Source organism: Brevundimonas sanguinis, from assembly GCF_029636725.1.
Lineage (GTDB): Bacteria > Pseudomonadota > Alphaproteobacteria > Caulobacterales > Caulobacteraceae > Brevundimonas > Brevundimonas sanguinis.
In genome coordinates, this window is record NZ_CP116770.1 from 1,860,877 (window position 1) to 1,881,328 (window position 20,452).

The 20,452-nt window shown below is 66.3% G+C and carries 14 protein-coding genes and 1 tRNA gene; 9 read left to right on the top strand and 6 right to left on the bottom strand.

The window, feature by feature from the left end; genetic code table 11:
- Positions 1–43: 43 nt before the first annotated feature.
- From PIB44_RS09275 to lexA, 3 genes are all read left to right on the top strand, one after another.
- The gene (locus PIB44_RS09275; RefSeq protein ID WP_278069154.1) at positions 44–3,325 is read left to right on the top strand and encodes an autotransporter outer membrane beta-barrel domain-containing protein; all 3,282 of its coding nucleotides are present in this window, start codon (positions 44–46) and stop codon (positions 3,323–3,325) included.
- Positions 3,326–3,442: 117 nt separating this feature from the next.
- Positions 3,443–5,542 (top strand): S9 family peptidase, encoded by a 2,100-nt coding sequence (locus PIB44_RS09280; RefSeq protein WP_278069155.1) that lies wholly within the window; start codon positions 3,443–3,445, stop codon positions 5,540–5,542.
- 154 nt (positions 5,543–5,696) lie between these two features.
- Positions 5,697–6,401, top strand: coding sequence for a transcriptional repressor LexA (gene lexA / locus PIB44_RS09285; RefSeq protein WP_278069156.1), 705 nt, complete (start codon positions 5,697–5,699; stop codon positions 6,399–6,401).
- 170 nt (positions 6,402–6,571) lie between these two features.
- On the opposite strand, the gene PIB44_RS09290 is transcribed toward lexA, so the two are convergent.
- Positions 6,572–8,665, bottom strand: coding sequence for a ComEC/Rec2 family competence protein (locus PIB44_RS09290; RefSeq protein WP_278069157.1), 2,094 nt, complete (start codon positions 8,663–8,665; stop codon positions 6,572–6,574).
- 58 nt (positions 8,666–8,723) lie between these two features.
- Here PIB44_RS09290 and gltX point away from each other — a divergent pair, with 58 nt between their 5' ends.
- From gltX to PIB44_RS09315, 5 genes are all read left to right on the top strand, one after another.
- Positions 8,724–10,139, top strand: a complete 1,416-nt coding sequence (gltX, locus tag PIB44_RS09295; RefSeq protein ID WP_278069158.1) for a glutamate--tRNA ligase — start codon at positions 8,724–8,726, stop codon at positions 10,137–10,139.
- Positions 10,140–10,204: 65 nt separating this feature from the next.
- Positions 10,205–11,506, top strand: a complete 1,302-nt coding sequence (gene gltA, locus PIB44_RS09300; protein WP_025977401.1) for a citrate synthase — start codon at positions 10,205–10,207, stop codon at positions 11,504–11,506.
- Positions 11,507–11,643: 137 nt separating this feature from the next.
- Positions 11,644–12,033 carry a cupin domain-containing protein gene (locus PIB44_RS09305; protein WP_278069159.1) on the top strand — a complete coding sequence of 130 codons (390 nt, stop codon included), beginning with the start codon at positions 11,644–11,646 and terminating at the stop codon, positions 12,031–12,033.
- Positions 12,034–12,204: 171 nt separating this feature from the next.
- Positions 12,205–13,455, top strand: coding sequence for an acyl-CoA dehydrogenase family protein (locus tag PIB44_RS09310; RefSeq protein ID WP_278069160.1), 1,251 nt, complete (start codon positions 12,205–12,207; stop codon positions 13,453–13,455).
- Positions 13,452–14,474, top strand: coding sequence for a phosphotransferase family protein (locus PIB44_RS09315; RefSeq protein ID WP_278069161.1), 1,023 nt, complete (start codon positions 13,452–13,454; stop codon positions 14,472–14,474). Before PIB44_RS09310 ends, PIB44_RS09315 begins: the two co-directional genes overlap by 4 nt.
- A gap of 27 nt (positions 14,475–14,501) precedes the next feature.
- Here the strand turns inward: PIB44_RS09315 and PIB44_RS09320 are convergent.
- From PIB44_RS09320 to clpX, 4 genes are all read right to left on the bottom strand, one after another.
- A tRNA-Val gene (locus PIB44_RS09320) sits at positions 14,502–14,578 on the bottom strand.
- 47 nt (positions 14,579–14,625) lie between these two features.
- Positions 14,626–14,874: an HU family DNA-binding protein gene (locus tag PIB44_RS09325; protein ID WP_278070984.1), complete on the bottom strand. Its 249-nt coding sequence runs from the start codon at positions 14,872–14,874 to the stop codon at positions 14,626–14,628.
- 146 nt (positions 14,875–15,020) lie between these two features.
- Positions 15,021–17,420 carry an endopeptidase La gene (gene lon / locus PIB44_RS09330; protein ID WP_278069162.1) on the bottom strand — a complete coding sequence of 800 codons (2,400 nt, stop codon included), beginning with the start codon at positions 17,418–17,420 and terminating at the stop codon, positions 15,021–15,023.
- A 274-nt stretch (positions 17,421–17,694) separates the two neighbouring features.
- A complete protein-coding gene (gene clpX, locus PIB44_RS09335) occupies positions 17,695–18,963 on the bottom strand; it encodes an ATP-dependent Clp protease ATP-binding subunit ClpX (RefSeq protein ID WP_278069163.1) in 1,269 nt (422 codons plus the stop codon).
- A gap of 195 nt (positions 18,964–19,158) precedes the next feature.
- On the opposite strand from clpX, the gene PIB44_RS09340 reads away from it, so the two are divergent.
- Positions 19,159–19,806: an HAD-IB family hydrolase gene (locus PIB44_RS09340; protein ID WP_134581115.1), complete on the top strand. Its 648-nt coding sequence runs from the start codon at positions 19,159–19,161 to the stop codon at positions 19,804–19,806.
- Positions 19,807–19,809: 3 nt separating this feature from the next.
- Here PIB44_RS09340 and PIB44_RS09345 read toward each other — a convergent pair whose 3' ends face one another.
- Complete coding sequence (locus PIB44_RS09345; RefSeq protein ID WP_278069164.1) at positions 19,810–20,352, bottom strand: cytochrome b; 543 nt, start codon at positions 20,350–20,352, stop codon at positions 19,810–19,812.
- Positions 20,353–20,452 lie beyond the last annotated feature (100 nt).

A 20,452-nucleotide genomic window follows, 5' to 3' on the forward strand; every position in this document is an offset into this window, starting at 1 on the left:
CGGCTCAGTCCTTGCGCGTGCGACCACGAGGGGTTTCCTACCGATGCGTATTCTGCTCGCGACCGCTGTAGCGATCGCTCCCCTGATGGTTGCGGCCGGCGCCCAGGCCGAACAGGTCATCTCGAACGGCCGCACCACGCCGATCAGCACCTCGACCGCCAATAACGGCGCCCGCGACGACGTGCGGATCGCCAACGGCGGCTCCATTGCGGTCACCTCCGGCGCAGCCGTGACGCTGGATTCCAGCAACAGCGTCAAACTCGACGCCGGCTCCAAGATCGACATGCTGAAGGCCGCCGACGGCGCCACGGGCATACTCGCCAACGGCGGCAACACCGGCGACATCACCATCGGCGGCCCCATCACCATCACCGATGCGATCGACGAATATAAGGACGACGACAAGGACGGCGACCTGGACGGTCCCTTCGCCGAGGGCAATAACCGCTATGGCGTTCGTGTCACCGGCGCTTCGCCCCTGACGGGCAATATTCGGATCGAAAACTCCGGTTCGATCCGGGTTGAGGGCAACAATTCCGCCGGTCTGTCGGTCGAAGCGCCCCTGACCGGCAATATCGTCAGCTTGGGCCAGATCAACGTCATCGGCGACAACGGCTATGGCGTCCGCACGAGCGGCGACGTCAGCGGCGACGTCACCCTGCTGGGCGGCATCGGCGTGGTCGGCGAGAACTCGACCGGCGTGGCCATCGACGGCGATGTCGGCGGCCAGGTCAAGATTCAAGGCGCCGTGACCGCCACCGGCTATCGCTACACCACGGCGCCGCCGTCCAAGCCCACGACGGGCGAACCCTGGCCCGGCCAGACCTATCTCGAAAACCTGGATGCGGACGACCTGCTGCAGGGCGGCCCGGCTGTGCGAATCGCCGGCGATGTCGGCAAGGGCGTCGTATTCGACACCGCCCCGTCCTACGGCCCCGGCGGCATCGACGGCGACGACGACGGCGACGGCGTCAAGAATGGCGACGAGGACGACGACGGCGACGGCAAGAAGAACCGCGAAGACGACGATCGCGACGGCGACGGCATCCCCGACGCCCAGGAAACGACCGCCACCATCCGCTCGTTCGGCGGGTCGGCGGCCGTGCTGGTCGGTTCGTCCGACAGCGCGATCACGCTGGGCGCGGCCGGCGCGGGCGATTCCGCCTATGGCCTGATCAACCGCGGCTCCATCGAAGCGGCAGGCGTTTACAAGGACGTCGACGCCAAGGCCGTGCAGATCGGCGGCACGGGGCAGGACGTGACGGTCGTCGGCGGCTTCCGCAACGAAGGCACCATCGTCTCGTCCGCCGTTTCCGCGAACAGCAGCACCGTCCTGGTCGGCAGCGGCGCTTCCTTGCCTACCATCTTCAACAGCGGCGCCATCCAGGGCTCCATCGCCACCTCCGACGCCGACACGGCGAGCGGCGTCCTGATCCAGAGCGGCGCCAACGTCGGCTCGATCTCGAACTCGGGCAACATCGCCGTGGCGTTGAACGGGTCCAAGGGTTCCGCCGTGGCGATCCGCGACGAATCCGGCACGCTTTCCACGATCAACAACACCGGTCGCATCATCGCCGTCGTCACTCCGGAAAAGGATGTCGAGCGCACCGGTTCCGCCATCGCCGTGGACGTGAGCGCCAATTCGACCGGCGTGACCTTCGTCCAGGACGGCGTGGTCATCCCGGACCACAAGTTGCCTGATGCTGACGGCGACGGGGTGCCGGACGCTAATGAACCTGGGATCGTCGGCGACATCCGCTTCGGCTCAGGCGCTGACGTGCTGGATCTGCGCAACGGCACGGTGAACGGCGACATCTCGTTCGGGACCGGGGCCGACCGCCTGTCGATCAGCGGCGGAGCCGTGGTCAAGGGCAAGCTGTCGAACGACGACGGCCAGCTCGACATCGACATTTCCAAGGGGGTCCTGGACGCTCAGCAGACCGCCAGCCTGGATATCTCCAGCCTGAACGTCGGCAAAGACGGCAAGCTGATCGTGACCCTGGACGAGGCCACGGCTGACGAGTTCCGCTACAATGTGTCCGGCTCGGCCGACCTGGCGGGCGCCAGCAGCCTGGGCGTGCGCTTCAACTCCCTGATCGCAGCCGAGGGCACGACCAGCTTCAAGGTGATCAAGGCCGGCGACCTGAACGCCGGAGACCTGACGTCCGAGCAGTTGCAGTCCAATTCTCCGTACGCCTTTGTCGTCGAGATCGGGGACGTGACCGGCAACGAACTGTCGATCGACGCCCGGAGGATCACGGCCGAAGAGGCCAAGATGATCAACTCGGAAGCCGCCGCCTACGACGTGCTCTACGCCGGGCTGGCCGATAACGAGGTCATCCGCGCGGCCCTGCTGAACCAGACGGATCGGGAAGGCTTCTTCAACGTCTATCAGCAACTGCTGCCCGAGCACTCGGGCGGCCCCCTGCTGTCGCTGGCCAGCGGCGTCGACGCCGTGACCCGCGCCCTGACCGGCCGCAACGCTGCGGCGACGCCGGGCGAGACCAGCGCCTGGGTTCAGGAGATCAACTTCTACGCCGACAAGGACAAGACCGACACCTACGGCTTCCGCTCGGAAGGCTTCGGCCTGGCGGGCGGCGTCGAGCGCGGCACCTCGATGGGCGCCTTTGGCCTGACCGCCGCCTTCACCTCGTCCGATTTGGAAGACCCGGAATCGGCCGCTGAAGAAGTGCTGTCGGCCAACCTGCTGGAACTGGGCCTCTATTGGCGCGCCCAAGGGCAGTATTGGTCGACCTGGGCGCGCGCGGCAGGCGGCTACGCCTCCTTCAGCGCGACGCGCAAACTGGTCGCCGAAGGCGTCAACCTGAAGAATGAGTCCGACTGGCACGGCTTCACCCTGGCCGCAGCGGGGGGGGCTTCTTACGAACGTCACTTCGGTCGTGTGAACGTCCGCCCTGAAGCCTATGTCGAATACTTCTCGCTGAGCGAGGACGCCCGCTCCGAACGCGGCGGCGGCGACGGCTTCGACTTGGATATCGATGAGCGCGACGGCCACCTGTTCTCGGGCGTGGCGGCCGTCAACATCGGCTACGGCTTCGGCAAGGACGGCTGGATCCGCCCGGAAGTCCGTCTGGGCTGGCGTCAGAACTTCTCGGTCGACGCCGGGACCACCATCGCTCGCTTCGCCTCGGGCGGCGACGCCTTCACCCTGACGCCCGCCAGCATCGAAGGCGGCGGCCCGATCCTGGGCTTCCGTCTGAATGTGGGCAACGAGCTGGGGATGCTGGCCATCACCGGCGACGCCGAACTGCTGGAAGACTACGTCCGCTACACCCTGCTGCTGCGGGCCAGCTTCAAGTTCTGATTCTTCTTCGGGATTCGGATCAAAAGGGGCCGCCGGATTCGTTCCGGCGGCCTTTTCCGTATCTTGTCGTCGCCTCGCGTCTTCCTATGATCCCTGTCAGTTCAGAGGGGGATTCATATGAACAAGTTCGCCTGGGCCGCCTGCGCCCTGATCCTTAGCGCCCATGCGCCGGCGCTGGCCCAGACGGCGCCGGCCCAGACGGCGCCGGCCGGTCAGACCGCCCTGCCCGCCGCCGACCGAGGCCTGTTCACGGCCCAGGACCTGTTCGGCATGGAGGTCGCCTCCGACGCCCAGATCAGCCCCGACGGCAGCCGGATCGCCTATGTCCGCCAGACGGCCGACATCATGACTGATCAGATGCGTCCGACCATCTGGCTGATTGACGTGAAGACGGGCCAACACACGCCGCTGATCGCTTCGGCCGGTTCCCACCGCCAGCCGCGCTGGTCGCCGGATGGAACGCGCCTGTCCTACATCTCGAACGCCGAGGGCGGCGCGCCGCAACTGTTCGTGCGCTGGATGGCGTCGGGTGAAGCGGTCCGCGTCACCAACCTGCCCAACACCCCGTCAAGCATCAGCTGGTCGCCCAACGGCGAGCAGTTGGCCTATTCGGTCCTGGTTCCCGGCGACAAGCCCAAGATCGGCTCGTCGCTGCCGAAGCCCGAAGGCGCCAAATGGGCGCCGCCGCTGGAGATTATCGACACCGTCTCGTACCGCTCGGACGGTCAGGGCTATCTCAAGCCCGGTTTCCGCCATGTCTTCGTCGTCGGCGCCCAGGGCGGCGGCGCGCGCCAACTGACTCACGGCGACTTCAATCACGGCGGCGGTCTGTCCTGGTCGGCTGATTCCCGCACCCTCTATCTCAGCGCCAACCGTCGACCCGACTGGCAGCGCGAAGCCGCCGACAGCGAAGTCTTCGCCCTGGACGTGCAGACCGGCGGCCTGACCGCCCTGACCAGCCGCGCCGGTCCCGACAACTCGCCCGTCGCCTCACCCGACGGACGCCGCATCGCCTATCTCGGCTATGACGACAAGCGGATGGGCTATCACAACACTCGCCTCTATGTGATGGACGCCGACGGCTCGAACAGCCGCGTGCTGACGCCGAACCTGGACCGCTCGGTCAAATCGCCGGTGTGGAGCCGCGATGGGCGCTCGGTCTATGTCGCCTATGACGATCAGGGGCGCACCAAGGTCGCCCGCGTCTCGCTGGACGGCGCCGTCACCACCCTGATCGAAGACCTGACGGGCGACGATTTCGGCCGTCCCTACACCGGCGGCGATTTCACCGTGGCCGACGACGGCGCCATCGCCTTCACGCGCGGCACGCCGATGCGTCCGGCCGATGTCCACGTCCTGAAGGGCGGCCGCAGCACTCAGCTGACCCGCCTGAACGCGGACTTCCTCAGCGCCCGCCGCCTGGGCGAGGTGCGCCGCATTCAGGTCGCCTCGTCTCACGACCAGCGCGCGGTCGAAAGCTGGCTGACCCTGCCGGCCGACTACGTCGAGGGCCAGAGCTATCCGCTGGTGCTGGAAATCCACGGCGGCCCGTTCGCCGCCTATGGCCCGCACTTCGCCACCGACAACCAGCTGTTCGCAGCTGCGGGCTACGCCGTTCTTTCGGTCAACCCGCGCGGCTCGACCTCCTATGGGGACGAGTTCGCCAACCTGATCCACCACAACTATCCGTCGAACGACTATGACGACCTGATCAGCAGCGTCGACGCCGTCATCGCTCAAGGCGTCGCCGATCCCCACCGCCTGTTCGTCACCGGCGGCTCGGGCGGCGGCGTGCTGACCAGTTGGATCGTCGGCAAGACCGACCGCTTCAAGGCCGCCGTGGTCCAGAAGCCCGTCATCGACTGGGCCAGCTTCGTGCTGACGGCCGACAACCCGGCCTTCTTCGCCCGCTACTGGTTCGGTGAATATCCGTGGGAGAACCCGGAGGCCTACTGGCGCCGGTCGCCGCTGTCGCTGGTCGGCAACGTCAAGACCCCGACCATGGTCGTCGTCGGCGACGAGGACTACCGCACCCCGGTCAGCGAGTCGGAGCAGTACTACACCGCCCTGCAACTGCGCGGCGTGCCCACGGCCCTGGTGAAGATCCCCGGCGTCGGCCACAGCCTGGCCGTCCGTCCGTCCCAGAACGCCGCGCGCATGAACGCCATGATCGAATGGTTCGAGCGCTATAAGGACGGCGCCCCGACCGCTCGCTAACGTCAGCACAGCACGGACCGAAACCCGCGCCCGCCGTCGAACGGCAGGCGCGGGTTTTTGCTTTGAGAGCCTTAAGCGTGGCGTTAGTTGACTTTTAACCAGAACACTTACAGAACATCACCAACGGTTCACGCCTTGTTCTGGATTCGCCGCCATGCTCACGAAGAAACAGCACGAACTCCTGATGTTCATTCATGAGCGCATTCGGGAAACGGGCGTGTCGCCCTCCTTCGACGAGATGAAGGAGGCGCTGGACCTGGCGTCCAAGTCGGGCATCCACCGCCTGATCACGGCGCTTGAGGAACGCGGCTTTATCCGCCGCCTGGCCCACCGCGCTCGCGCGCTGGAGGTCGTGAAGCTGCCGGAACAGGCGACGACCGCTGCTCCGGCCAAGGGGCGCGCTCCCTTCAAGCCCGACGTGATCGAGGGCGGCGGCCTGGGCCCGCGCCCGGCCGCGGCCGAGGCCGCCAACGACGTTCGTGACCTGCCCCTGTTGGGCAAGATCGCCGCCGGCACCCCGATCGCCGCCATCCAGCACGAACGCGAGCGCCTGCCGGTCCCGGAGTCCATGCTGGGCGCCGGCGAACACTACCTGTTGGAAATCGAAGGTGATTCCATGATCGAGGCCGGCATCCTCGACGGGGACACGGTCATCATCAAGCGGGTGGAGAGCGCCTCTTCCGGCGAAATCGTCGTCGCCTTGGTCGAGGGCGAAGAGGCCACGCTCAAGCGCCTGCGAAAGAAGGGCCAGTCCATCGCCCTGGAGCCCGCCAACAGCGCCTATGAGACCCGCATCTTCGGCCCTGATCAGGTTGAGGTTCAAGGCAAGCTGGTCGGCCTGCTGCGCCGGTATCACTGAGGCGCAGCCCTATAAACTCCGATCATCCCGGCCGACGCCGGGACCCAGTGCTTTGGCTTCAAACGGGGCCGTTTGATTGTCCCCTCGCCTCATCTGGCCAGCGACAGCACGCGTATCTCTTACTAGATCCCGGCGTCCGCCGGGATGAGCGGGATTAAAAGAGACGGCGCCTATTCTGCTCCTCCCCCGCTCCACGGTCGCCGTCCCCGCACTTCCGCCGCCCACAAGGCGCGCCAGCCGCCAGCGTCGTCGCGCCATAACTCCACCGAGCCGCCGCGCGCATAGTCGGCGCCGTCCAGCACCAGCCGCCCTTGGCACGACGACGGCAGGGTTGTGATCACGGCGCGCACGCTGATCACCTGCGCGCTACGGCACAGCTGGTCCAGTTGCTCGGCCGTCGGCGCCGCCTTGCCCCACCACAGCGCCAGCGGCCCCGGTTCGCCGTCCGGCGCGCAGTAGGAACGCTTGCAGGTCCAGCCCTCGGGCGGCCGTGCGACCGGCTCCAGCCCTCGACGCCGGGACCAAAGGTCGCTGGCGAATTGGCGCACCGCCGGCCGCACCACGACCGCCTCGCTTTCCAGCCGATAGGCCGCATTCGCTCCACCATCGCCGATCCAGATATCCGGCGGCGCCGGGCGCGGCCAGATCAGCACAGCCGCCGCAAGCGGCAAGCCCAGCAAGCGCCACGGTCCCCGCCACAGGCACATGAACAATATGCCCAGAAAGGCGACCGGCAGGGCGGCCGCAGGAGCGCTGGGGATCGCCTTCACGGCGCCCGGCAGACTGGCCGCCCAGTGTCCGATCGCCAGCATGGCGTCGACCGACTGACCCGCCACCCACAGGAAGGGCGCGCCCAACCCCAGCGGCTCCAGCGCTGCGCCCAGCGCCAGGGCGGGCATCATCACGAAGTCCGCCAGCGGCGCCGTCGCCATATTGGCGGTCAAGCCATAGACGGCCGTGCGGTTGAAATGCTGCATGGCGAACGGCCCGGTCGCCATGCCCGCCACCAGGCTGGCGGCGCAGGCGGCCATCAGCCAACTGGTAAACCGCTGCGCGGCGACGATAGGCCAGGGCGCGGCGAACTCGCGGATACGGCGCGGCCAGACCTCGACAAGCGCCACCAGCGCCGCCGTCGCCGCGAACGACATCTGGAACCCGGGCGTCACGACCGCCTCTGGCCGCAACAAGAGCACGACAAAAGCCGCCGCCGACAGCGCCCGCATGGTCACCGCCTGCCGATCCGTCAGGATCGCCAGAAAGGCGATCGACGCGGTAATCGCGGCGCGCTCGGCCGGCGGCGGCGCGCCCGAGATGACGAGATAGGTCCCGACCGCGATCAACCCTGCGATCGCCGCCGCCTTCTTGCCCGAGACGCGCAGCGCCAGCCACGGCCACGCCGCAACCAGAAGGCGGGCGGCAAAGAAGACAAAGCCGCCCACGACCGCCATATGCAGGCCCGAGATCGACAGGATGTGCGCCAGCCCGGAATCGCGCATGGCGTCCAGATCCGGATCCTGAATCCATGTTTCATGACCGGTCGTCATGGCCGCCGCCACCCCGCCGGTCCGCTCGCCCAGACGCGCCACGATCCGCTCAGCCAGGGCATAGCGGACGGCATTGATCTTCATCGTCGCCCTTACCCGCCACGGGGGCGGGGCGAGCACCGCCGGACGGGTCGGCCCCAGGGCGAACAGGGTCCCGCCCATCCCCTTGAAATAGGCGTTGCGGCCGAAGTCGTAGGCGCCGGGGCTGGCGGGCGGCGGCGGCGGGTTCAGGATGCCGAACACCCGGATCGGCGCGCCCGGCGGCGGCGGCGCCCCCTTCACCGTCACGCGCAGCCGCTCGGGCGTCTGCTCGGGCGTCAGACCCCGCACGCGCACCGGCGCCACCACGACGCGCGCGCCGTTCTGGCCGGACGAGTCCACGTCTATGACCCAGCCCTCGACCTGGGTGGGCGCCATGTCCGCAGGTGCGATCGGCGCCGCCACAGCGCCTGTTCTCAGCTTGGCCACCGCCAGTCCGCCCGCGAAACAGGCCAGCATCAGCAGGATCAAGGTCGCCCAACGCGGCGCGCCTCTGGCCCGCCCCATGATCCAGGCACCAAGCAGGACGACGGCGCCCAGCACCAGCGGCCAGGTCGCCGGCTCGCCCTTCAGAGCGAAGTAGGCCGCGCACCCAGCGCCGAAGCAGACGGACGACCATAGCGGCCAGCGTTCGGCCTGCGCCCGCGCGTCGGCGAGCAAGCTGGCAAATAACCGGGCCATAAGGGTTCGCTTCCCCACAGGCGGGCGTATAAGACCCTGCCCTATGGATGCTGCCTCTATGACCTCCCCTTCATCGACCGTCGTCACCCGCTTCGCCCCCTCGCCCACAGGCTACCTGCATATCGGCGGGGCGAGAACCGCGTTATTCAACTGGCTTTACGCCAAGGGACGCGGCGGCAAATTCCTGATCCGCATCGAGGACACCGACCGCGAGCGGTCGACGGATGAGGCGGTGAAGGCCATATTCGACGGCCTGTCCTGGCTTGAGCTGTTCGGCGACGAAGAGCCCGTCTTCCAGTTCGCCCGCGCCGACCGCCACCGCGAGGTGATCAATGAGCTGCTGGCGACAGGCCACGCCTATCGCGACTTCCTGACGGCCGATGAGACCACGGCCCTGCGCGACCAGGCCAAGGCCGAGGGGCGCGACTTCGTCTCGCCCTGGCGCGACCGCGAGCCCAGCGTCGATGACTTGGCCAAGCCCCACACGGTGCGCTTCCGTCGGCCGCTGGATCAGGCCGTCGTCGTCGAGGACGCCGTGCAGGGGACGGTGCGCTGGGAATCGGCGTCGCTGGACGACCTGGTCATCCTGCGTTCGGACGGGGCGCCGACCTATAATCTGGCCGTGGTGGTGGACGACCACGACATGGGCGTGACCCACGTCATTCGCGGCGACGATCACTTGAACAACGCCGCCCGCCAGAGCCTGATCTACGACGCGCTCGGCTGGACGCGCCCGACCTTCGCCCACATCCCCCTGATCCACGGCCCCGACGGCGCCAAGCTGTCCAAGCGCCACGGCGCCCAGGCGGTGCACGAATACGCCGACATGGGTTATCTGCCCGAAGCCATGCGCAACTATCTGGCCCGCCTGGGCTGGGCGCACGGCGACGACGAGTTGTTCAGCGACGAACAGGCCCTCGCCTGGTTCGACCTGGCGGGCGTCAACAAAGCGCCCGCTCGCCTGGACTTCGACAAACTGGCCCACGTCAACGCCCACTGGCTGCGGCTGGCGGACGACGACCGCCTCGCCAAACTGACGCTCGACGCCCATTTGGCGCGCGGCCGCACCCTGGAGCCGGACGACGAGGAACGGCTGCTGCGGGCCATGCCTTTCGTCAAGGATCGCGCCAAGACCATCCCCGAGTTGGCGGATCAAACGGCATTCGTGTTGCAGGCGCGTCCACTCGCGCTCAACGAGAAATCGGCCAGTTTGCTGCAAGGCGAAAGCGGGCAGAGAATTTCACGACTGCGTGAACGTCTGGCTCTTTTCCAAAGCTGGGATGTCTTCGCCCTTGAAGCCGAACTTAAGGCGTTCGCCGAGGAAGAAGGCGTAGGCTTCGGAAAAATAGGACCTTCCATGCGCGCCGCCTTGACGGGCGGTTCGGCCTCGCCCGATATCGCACGAACTCTTTGCGCTCTCGGGCGTGACGAAAGTCTCGGACGCTTGGATGATGCGCTGCAACAGACTAAGTGATCTCCCATAACCAACTCAGGCCGACCGCCTCCCCGCGCCGGTCCAAGGAAGAACAAGGGGCCTAGATGACTGAACAAGCGAAACCCGCCGGCTCGGCGACCCTGTCCTATCAGGACAAGACTGTAGAGCTCCCCGTCCTTTCCGGCTCGACCGGCCCGGACGTCATCGATATCCGCAAGCTGTACGGCGGCACCGGCGCCTTCACCTTCGACCCCGGCTTCACCTCTACGGCGGCCTGCGAATCGGCCCTGACCTATATCGACGGCGACGCTGGCGTGCTGCTGCACCGCGGCTATCCGATCGACCAGTTGGCCTCGAAGTCCAACTTCCTGGAAGTCTGCCACCTGCTGCTGCATGGCGAGCTGCCGAACGCCGCCGAATACGAAGAGTTCGAGCAGTGCGTCACGCGCCACACCATGCTGCACGCGCAGTTCGACCGCTTCTTTGAGGGCTTCCGCCGCGACGCCCACCCGATGGCGATCATGGTCGGCACCGTCGGCGCCCTGTCGGCCTTCTATCACGACAGCCTGGACATCCATGATCCGGTGCAGCGCAACATCTCGGCCATCCGCCTGATCGCCAAGATGCCGACGATCGCGGCCCGCGCTTACAAGTATCACATCGGGCAGCCCTTCATCTCGCCGCGCAACGACCTGTCGTACGCCGAGAACTTCCTGCGCATGTGCTTCGCCGTGCCGGCCGAGGACTACCACGTCGATCCGGCGCTGGTGCGCGCGATGGACCGCATCTTCATCCTGCACGCCGACCACGAGCAGAACGCCTCGACCTCGACCGTCCGCCTGGCCGGCTCGTCGGGCGCCAACCCGTTCGCCTGTATCGCCGCCGGCATCGCCTGCCTGTGGGGCCCGTCGCACGGCGGCGCCAATGAAGAGGCGCTGAACATGCTGAAGGAAATCGGCACCCCCGACCGCATCCCCGAGTTCATCGAGGGCGTGAAGGCGCGCAAGTACAAGCTGATGGGCTTCGGCCACCGCGTGTACAAGAACTACGATCCGCGCGCCAAGGTCATGCAGCAGTCTGCCTATGAAGTGCTGGCCGCCACGGGCCGCGAGAACGACCCGCTGTTCCAGGTCGCCAAGGAACTCGAAGCCGTCGCCCTGCAGGACGAGTATTTCACCTCGCGCAAGCTGTTCCCGAACGTCGACTTCTATTCGGGCATCACCCTGTCGGCCATGGGCTTCCCGACCACCATGTTCACCGTGCTGTTCGCCCTGGCGCGCACCGTGGGCTGGATCGCCCAGTGGCAGGAAATGATGGCCGATCCGTCGCAGAAGATCGGCCGCCCGCGTCAGTTGTACACCGGCCCGACCGAGCGCGATTACGTGCCGCTGGCCCAGCGCGGCTAAGCGATCAAAAGCGTAAGACTGCACAAACGCCGGGGCGAAAGCTCCGGCGTTTTTTCTTGGTTTTGCGAAAGATCAAGACCCGGCCGCATCAGGCGCGTTATGAGTCGAACTCTCCCAGTTCTTCATGAGGATCCGCCATGCAAGGCTATCTGGACGACATCGAACGGGCCACGCTCGACAACGACGACTATCGCCGCGTGCTCTACACCGGCCGTCACCTGCAACTGGTGCTGATGACCCTTCAACCGGGCGAAGAGATCGGCGAAGAGGTCCACGAAGGTCACGACCAGTTCTTCCGCATCGAACAGGGCGAAGGACAGATCGTCATCGACGGGCAGTCGCGCCCCGCCCAGGCCGAGTCCGGCATCATCGTTCCGGCCGGCGCCCGTCACAACCTGATCAACACGGGTTCGGAGCCGCTTAAGCTCTACACCCTCTATGGCCCGCCGGAGCATCGCCACGACGTGGTTCATCCGACCAAGGCCGACGAAGCCGAAGAGCATTTCGACGGCAAGACCTCGGAATAGGCTCAGGCGACCGGCGCGTTCCCCCATGCAGACGGAGGAGCGCGCCCTCTGCCTTGGACGCTTCAGCCGATTTCAAATGCCGAACGGTCTGGCATGGTGAAGCCTGTCGAGAATCTTCGACCGGTTGAAAGACCGACTCGACGTTGTGGCCATACCTAAGGGAGCTAAGCGATGGATTTCACCCTGACGGAACGAGAGCGTTCGTTTCAGGCGCGCGTCCGGGCCTTCATGGCCGACAAGGTTCGCCCGCGTGTCGCCGCCGTCCACGCCGAGATCGCTGAAGGCGACCGCTGGGCCGCGCCCCTGCCCTCGATCGAGGCGTTGAAGGCCGAGGCGCGCGCCGCCGACCTGTGGAACCTGTTCATGCCGCCCGCCCCCGAAGGCATGGCCGAGCCGGACGATTTCGAGTTCACGGGCGAACGGCTGACCAACCTCGAATACGCCCTGTGCGCCGAAGAGATGGGCCGCATCGAATGGGCCAGCGAGGTGTTCAACTGCTCGGCGCCGGACACCGGCAACATGGAGGTGCTGCACCGCTACGGCTCGCCCGCTCAGAAAGCGCAGTGGCTGATTCCGTTGATGAACGGCGAGATCCGCTCAGCCTTCCTGATGACCGAACCGGCCGTCGCTTCGTCCGACGCCACCAATATCCAGACGCAAATCCGCCGCGACGGCGACTGCTATGTCATCAACGGCCGCAAATGGTGGTCGTCGGGCGCGGGCGATCCACGCTGCCGCGTCGCCATCGTCATGGGCAAGACCGACCCGGACGAGAAGACCTATCGCCAGCAGTCGATGATCCTGGTGCCGATGGATGCGCCGGGCGTTAAGATCGAGCGGCCGCTGAGCGTCTATGGCTATGACCACGCCCCGCACGGCCACATGGAGGTCAGCCTGACCGACGTGCGCGTGCCGGTCGAGAATATCCTGCTGGGCGAGGGTCGCGGCTTCGAGATCGCGCAGGGCCGCCTGGGGCCGGGCCGCATCCACCACTGCATGCGCACCATCGGCGCGGCCGAAGAGGCGCTGGAGGCGATGACGCGCCGCCTGATGTCGCGCGTCGCCTTCGGCAAGCGGATCGGCGAACATTCGGTCTGGGAAGAGCGCGTCGCGCGCGCACGCATCGACATCGAGATGACGCGCCTGCTGTGCCTCAAGGCCGCCGACATGATGGACCGCGCGGGCAATAAGGCGGCCAAGGACGAGATCGCCATGATCAAGGTCCAGGCGCCGATGATGGCCCTGCGCATCATCGACGACGCCATCCAGGCCCACGGCGGCGGCGGCGTGTCCCAGGACTTCGAGCTGGCCGCGGCCTGGGCGGGCATCCGCACCCTGCGCCTCGCCGACGGCCCCGACGAGGTGCACGCCCGCGCCATCGCCCGGTCCGAGTTCGCCCGCCACGCTGAGGCGGCGCGATGAGCGATCTAGACGTCGCGCGTCTGGGACAGTGGCTGGCGGGCGTCCTGCCCGCCGCGCCCGCCGATGTCCATCTCGAGAAGTTCCCCGGCGGCCAGTCGAATCCGACCTACCGGATGACCGTCGACGGCCAGGACTATGTCCTACGCCGCCGCCCGTTCGGCCCCCTGCTGCCCTCGGCCCATGCGGTCGAGCGTGAATACAGGCTGATCAGCGCCCTGCATCCGACCGGCTTTCCCGTGCCCGCCCCGCTCGCCCTGTGTCAGGACGACGCCGTCATCGGCTCGGCCTTCTATGTGATGGAGTTGGTTGAGGGACGCACCTTCTGGAACGGCGCCCTACCGGGCCTGTCGCCGTCCGAGCGCCGCGCCGCCTATGAGGCCATGGTCGATACGTTGGCCCAGTTGCACGGCGTCGATCCGGTCGCGGTGGGACTGGAAGACTTCGGGCGCCCCGGAAACTATTTCGAGCGTCAGGTCGCGCGCTGGACCAAGCAGTATCGCGCCGCCCAGACCGACGACCTGCCCGAGGTCGAACGCCTGATCGACTTCCTGCCGCGCACGGCGCCGGAACAGACCCGCACCGCCATTATCCACGGCGACTATCGTATCGACAACCTGATCTACGCCCCCGATTCCATGACGGTCCGGGCCGTGCTGGACTGGGAGTTGGCGACGCTGGGCGACCCTCTGGCCGACTTCGCCTATCTGGCCATGAACTGGATTCTGCCCGCCGACGGCCGCGCCGGGCTAAACGGTCTGGACCTTGAGGCCGCGGGCATTCCCTCGCTGGACGACATGGCCCGGCGATATTGCGCCGCCACCGGGCGCGATACCCTGCCGGACCTGCACTGGCACTTCGCCTTCAACCTGTTCCGCCTGATCGGCATCATTCAGGGCGTAAAGAAGCGGATGCTGTCGGGCAACGCCTCCAGCGCCAAGGCCGCCGACGCCGTGGCCATGCTGCCTGCCCTGACCAAGGCCGCCTGGCGTGAAGCTCGCCTGGCGGGCACCGAAGAATAGGATGCTCGCCCGTCCGAACGGAAGCGATGGTAGGCGGCGACGGGTTCGAACCGCCGACCCTCTCGGTGTAAACGAGATGCTCTGACCAGCTGAGCTAGCCGCCCACATCATTCGACTCAATGTCGAGGACAGGCTTCATGCCCTGTGGCGGTCAGCCGTTCAAGGCGCTTTTCAAGCCTTCGCACGGGCGAAAGCGTGCGGTGCGAGAGGCGGGCCGCGCGATCTCCTGGCCGGTCTGAGGATTGCGCGCCACGCCCGCCTTGCGCTCGGCGGCGACGAAGCTGCCGAAGCCGACCAGGCGCACCACCCGCCCCTCGACAAGCGAGGCCGTCACCTGATCGGTAAACGCCTCCAGCGCCAGCTTGGCCTGGTCGCGGCTGATCCCCGCCGCCTGGGCCATGCGGCCGATCAGTTCAGTCTTGGTCACGTCGAAAGCCCCCTCGCGAACGAAGGCGGAACTTAAGCGGCTATTGGGGCGCGCGTCAAAAAAGAGGCGGCTCAGGTCGCCCCGAGCCGCCTCTCGTCACTCTCAGGCCAAGGCCCGCATCAGTGGCTGATGCTGGCCCCCTCGCCGGCCGGCGCCGCCGGCGGCGTCGGGGTCATGGGTTCGGCCGCCTCGTCCCATTCGACGGGGGTCGGCGTGCCGGTCAAAGCCCACTTCAGCGCCTCGTCGGCGTTAGAGATCGGTACGATCTCCAGGGCCGCCTTGACGTTCTCCGGCACCTCCTCGAGGTCCTTCTCGTTCTCCTGCGGGATCAGGACGGTCTTCACACCCGAACGCAGGGCCGCCAGCAGCTTCTCCTTGAGGCCGCCGATGGCCGTGACCCGACCGCGCAGAGTGATCTCGCCGGTCATGGCGATGTCCTTGCGGATCGGAATGCCGGTCAGAACCGACACCATGGCCACCGTCATGGCCACGCCCGCCGAGGGGCCGTCCTTGGGCGTGGCGCCGTCCGGCACGTGCACGTGGATGTCGGTCTTCTCGAACAGCGGCGGCTTGACGCCGAAGCTGAGGGCGCGGCTGCGGACGTAGGACGCCGCCGCAGAGATCGACTCCTTCATGACGTCCTTCAGGTTGCCGGTCACGGTCATGCGGCCGCGGCCCGGCATCTTCAGGGCCTCGATGGTCAGGATGTCGCCGCCGAACTCGGTCCAGGCCAGACCGGTGACGATGCCGACCTGATCTTCCGCGTCCGTCTCGCCATAGCGGAACTTCTTCACGCCCGCGTATTCGGCCAGCTTGGCCGCATCCACAGTGATCGAGGCGGCCTTGGTCCTGGCCATCTCGCGCACCGCCTTGCGAGCCAGACCGCCCAGGGCGCGTTCCAGCGAACGCACGCCTGCTTCACGCGTGTAGTAGCGGATCAGGTCGCGGATCGTGTCATCAGGGACGATCAGCTCGCCCTCCTTCAGGCCGTGGTCCTTGAGCTGTTTGGGCAGGACGTGGCGGCGGGCGATCTCGACCTTCTCATCCTCGGTGTAGCCGGAGACGCGGATGATCTCCATGCGGTCCAGCAGGGGCTGGGGCATGTTCAGGCTGTTGGCCGTGGTGACGAACATCACCGGCGACAGGTCGTAGTCGACCTCCAGATAGTGGTCGCCGAAGGTCGAGTTCTGGGCCGGGTCCAGCACTTCCAGCAGAGCCGAGGACGGGTCGCCGCGCCAGTCGGCGCCCAGCTTGTCGATCTCGTCCAGCAGGACGAAGGCGTTGGTGGTCTTGGCCTTCTTCATCGACTGGATGATCTTGCCGGGCATGGAGCCGATGTAGGTACGGCGGTGGCCGCGGATCTCGGCCTCGTCGCGCACGCCGCCCAGCGACATACGGACGTATTCACGCCCCGTCGCCTTGGCGATGGACTGGGCCAGCGAGGTCTTGCCGACGCCCGGAGGGCCGACCAGGCACAGGATCGGCCCCTTCAGGCTGCCGGTGCGCGCCTGAACAGCCAGATACTCGATGATCCGTTCCTTGACCTTCTCCAAGCCATAGTGATCCTCTTCGAGGATGTCCTCGGCCTTCTGCAGATCGATGGGCTTGGGCCGGGTCTTGGACCACGGGATCGACAGCAGCCAGTCGAGATAGTTGCGCACCACGGTCGATTCCGCCGACATCGGCGACATATTGCGCAGCTTCTTCAGCTCCGCCTCGGCCTTGGTGCGGGCCTCCTTGGACAGGCGCGTCTTCTTGATGCGCTTTTCCAACTCCAGCAGTTCGTCACGCGCGTCGTCGGTCTCGCCCAGCTCGCGCTGGATCGCCTTCATCTGCTCGTTCAGATAATACTCGCGCTGGGTCTTCTCCATCTGCCGCTTCACGCGGCTGCGGATCTTCTTCTCGACCTGAAGGACGCTGATCTCGCCTTCCATCATGCCGTAGACCTTCTCCAGCCGCGCCGGGATGACGACGGTTTCGAGCAGGGCCTGCTTGTCGGCGATCTTGACCGACAGATGGGCGGCGACCGAGTCCGCCAGCTTGGACGGATCGGTGATTTGGGGGATGGCGCTGAGGGCCTCGGGCGGGACCTTCTTGTTCAGCTTCACATAGTTTTCGAACTGTTCGATCACGGCGCGCAGCAGGGCTTCGCTCTGCGACGGGTCGCCGGCCTCATCGTCGATCTCGACGGCCTCGGCTTCGTAATAGTCCTCACGATCGGTGAAGCGGGTCAGCCGCGCGCGCGACTTGCCCTCGACCAGCACCTTCACCGTGCCGTCCGGCAGCTTCAGCAGTTGCAGCACCGTCGCCAGCACGCCGGTCGAATAGATGGCGTCCGTCGCCGGGTCGTCATCGACCGAGTTCATCTGGGTGGCGAGCAGGATTTGCTTCTCGCCCTTCATGATCTCGTCGAGGGCGCGCACGGACTTCTCGCGCCCGACAAACAGCGGCACGACCATGTGCGGAAAGACGACGATGTCTCTCAGCGGCAGGACAGGGAGGATTTTGCTCTCGGTCATGATGCGTACTTTCCGGGGCCATCGTGAATCTCCGGCCCGCCGAACCGGTCTGATTTGGCGTTACTGCCTCTTCGTCCCGACTCGACCCGCTGTTGTCAGCGGCTTTCGTGTGAGTATGTGGTTCTGTCTGGACGCGGTTCAAGCGTGGCGGGCCTGCAGCCCACAGAAGCGTGAAAAAGCGTGTGATTTCAGATAGCCGCCTGGGCCATCTCTGAAACGATGAAGGGGCGGCCCGTGGCGAGCCGCCCCTTTTCGCTTTGATCGGACGTCAGCGTCAGGCGGCGCCGTCGGCCGTCTTCTTCTTGGTTTCCGAATAGATCAGCAGCGGCTGGGCCTTGCCCTCGATCACCTCGGCGTTGACCACGACCTCTTCGACGCCCTCGAAGGTGGGCAGTTCGAACATGGTCTCCAGCAGCACGCCCTCCAGAATGGAGCGCAGGCCGCGCGCGCCGGTCTTGCGGGTGATCGCCTTCTTGGCCACCGCCGACAGGGCGTCATCGGTGAAGGTCAGGGTGACGTTCTCCATCTCGAACAGGCGCTTGTACTGCTTGACCAGGGCGTTCTTCGGCTCGGTCAGGATGGTGATCAGCGCCGTCTCGTCGAGGTCTTCCAGCGTCGCCAGAACCGGCAGACGGCCGATGAACTCGGGGATCAGGCCGAAGCGCATTAGGTCGTCCGGCTCGACGCCCTTCAGGATTTCGCCGGTGCGACGCTCGTCGATCTCCTTGACCTTGGCGCCGAAGCCGATCGAGGCCCCTGCCCCGCGCGCCGAGATCACCTTTTCAAGGCCGGCGAAGGCGCCGCCGACGATGAACAGGATGTTGGCGGTGTCGACCTGCAGGAACTCCTGCTGCGGATGCTTGCGCCCGCCCTGCGGCGGCACGGAGGCGACGGTGCCTTCCATGATCTTCAGCAGGGCCTGCTGCACGCCCTCGCCCGACACGTCGCGGGTGATCGAGGGGTTGTCCGACTTGCGCGAAATCTTGTCGATCTCGTCGATGTAGACGATGCCGCGCTGAGCCCGCTCGACGTTGTAGTCCGAAGCCTGAAGCAGCTTCAGGATGATGTTCTCGACATCCTCGCCCACATAACCGGCCTCGGTCAGGGTCGTGGCGTCGGCCATGGTGAACGGCACGTCGATGATGCGCGCCAGCGTCTGGGCCAGCAGCGTCTTGCCCGAGCCGGTCGGCCCGATCAGCATGATGTTCGACTTGGCTAGCTCGACGTCGTTGTTCTTCGTCGCGTGGTTCAGGCGCTTGTAGTGGTTATGAACGGCGACGCTCAACACCTTCTTGGCGTGGCTCTGACCGATCACATAATCGTCGAGGACGTCGCGGATCTCCTTGGGCGTAGGCACGCCGTCCTTGGAGGTCTTGAAGGCGATCTTGTGCTCTTCGCGGATGATGTCCATGCACAGTTCGACGCATTCATCGCAGATGAAAACGGTCGGTCCGGCGATCAGTTTGCGGACTTCGTGCTGGCTCTTGCCGCAGAACGAGCAGTAGAGCGTGCTTTTGGCGTCTGTGCCGGCGGCTTTGGTCATAGACCCTTCTCACTATCCGCAATCCGCCCCGACATTGAGACGAAAAGCGCTTCCTTCACGATCGATCCAGGGAATCTATCATCGAAGGTCTTCAAAAAATGACAATCACCCATCACACGTTCCGCCACAACCCCGTTGCGGCGCTGCAACGCGCTTCAGGGACGGACAGGACAGATAATATGGGGATCACGGCTAATGTCTGACATGGGAAGCCAAAAAGCCTTTCACCAGTCCCCTGACCCCGGACAGCCCATCGTCGCCTTCGACTTCGACGGCACCCTGACGATTCGCGACAGCTTCACCAGTTTCCTGAAGTGGCGAGCCGGGCCGCTGCGATGGGTGACCGGTCTGGCGCAGATGATCCCGGCGGTCTTGGCCTATCTGGGCGACCGCGACCGGGGCCGGATCAAGGTCGCCTCGGTGCGCGAGTTCCTGATGAACGTCGACCGCAAGGCGCTGGAGGCTGACGCCGAACGCTTCGCCGCAGAGATCTGGCCGCGCTTCATGCGCCCGGACGCGCTGGCGACCTGGGAGGACTGGGGCCGTCGCGGCGCCCATCGCGTCATCGTCACCGCCTCGCCTGAGACAACCGTCGCCCCCTTCGCCCGCAGGCTGGGCGCCGAGAACCTGATCGGCACACGCTTGGCGTTCGACGCCCAGGATCGCGTGGCCGGCAGCTTCCTCGGCGGCAACTGCCGGGGCGAGGAGAAGATGAGCCGTCTTCGCGCCGCCTACGGCGACGACATGACGCTGGCCGCCGCCTATGGCGATACCTCGGGCGATGCCGAGATGATCGCGGCGGCCGCCGAAAAGGGCTACCGCGTCTTCACCGGCCGCCCCTGAGCACTAGGCGATCATGCGCTTGGTCGTCTCGTCCTTCCAGATGAAGCGATGAACCAGCACCATCAGGATATGGCCCGCAATCGCGGCCAGCAGCACCCAGGCCAGCAGGCCATGAGCGGCGTTGGCCGGGGCTGTCATCCACGGAACCTCAGCCCAGCCCCCGTCGATCAGACGCACGCCGAACACGTCGAGCGGCTTGCCCGATCCATACTGCCGGAGTAGGGCCAGCGCCGGGACGATCAGCATCAGGGCGTAGAGCGCCAGATGCCCGACCTTGGCGGCCAGCCCCCAGAAGCCGCCGCCATGCGCCGGACGCGTCTTCATGTTGTATAGCCCCCACAGCGCGCGCAGCACGATCAGGGCCAGCAGAACGACGCCGATCCCCTTGTGCGTGCCGACCCAGAAGGCGGTGATCGGCGCCTTGCCGACGGTCAGTTTGATGGCCATGCCCGTAAACTGCCACGCCAGCAGCAGGGCCATCGCCCAGTGCAGCGCCCTCGTCACGGCGCCATATCGAAAGCCGTCGTCTCTCCACTGCGTCGCCATGAGGCCCCCTCCCGCTGATACCGAGTCTGAAACACGATTCGAGGCGGGATCCGTCGCCGAATCCCGCCTCGCCAATTGTCGCAGCCGAAGCTCGTCTAAG

Coding starts and splice junctions, on each gene's coding strand:
- clpX (WP_278069163.1), bottom strand. CDS start 18,963: ATGACCAAAGCCGCCGGCACAGACGCCAAAAGCACGCTCTACTGCTCG.
- PIB44_RS09315 (WP_278069161.1), top strand. CDS start 13,452: ATGAGCGATCTAGACGTCGCGCGTCTGGGACAGTGGCTGGCGGGCGTC.
- lon (WP_278069162.1), bottom strand. CDS start 17,420: ATGACCGAGAGCAAAATCCTCCCTGTCCTGCCGCTGAGAGACATCGTC.
- lexA (WP_278069156.1), top strand. CDS start 5,697: ATGCTCACGAAGAAACAGCACGAACTCCTGATGTTCATTCATGAGCGC.
- PIB44_RS09275 (WP_278069154.1), top strand. CDS start 44: ATGCGTATTCTGCTCGCGACCGCTGTAGCGATCGCTCCCCTGATGGTT.
- PIB44_RS09305 (WP_278069159.1), top strand. CDS start 11,644: ATGCAAGGCTATCTGGACGACATCGAACGGGCCACGCTCGACAACGAC.
- PIB44_RS09325 (WP_278070984.1), bottom strand. CDS start 14,874: ATGGCCCAGGCGGCGGGGATCAGCCGCGACCAGGCCAAGCTGGCGCTG.
- PIB44_RS09340 (WP_134581115.1), top strand. CDS start 19,159: ATGTCTGACATGGGAAGCCAAAAAGCCTTTCACCAGTCCCCTGACCCC.
- PIB44_RS09310 (WP_278069160.1), top strand. CDS start 12,205: ATGGATTTCACCCTGACGGAACGAGAGCGTTCGTTTCAGGCGCGCGTC.
- gltA (WP_025977401.1), top strand. CDS start 10,205: ATGACTGAACAAGCGAAACCCGCCGGCTCGGCGACCCTGTCCTATCAG.
- PIB44_RS09290 (WP_278069157.1), bottom strand. CDS start 8,665: ATGGCCCGGTTATTTGCCAGCTTGCTCGCCGACGCGCGGGCGCAGGCC.
- PIB44_RS09280 (WP_278069155.1), top strand. CDS start 3,443: ATGAACAAGTTCGCCTGGGCCGCCTGCGCCCTGATCCTTAGCGCCCAT.
- PIB44_RS09345 (WP_278069164.1), bottom strand. CDS start 20,352: ATGGCGACGCAGTGGAGAGACGACGGCTTTCGATATGGCGCCGTGACG.
- gltX (WP_278069158.1), top strand. CDS start 8,724: ATGACCTCCCCTTCATCGACCGTCGTCACCCGCTTCGCCCCCTCGCCC.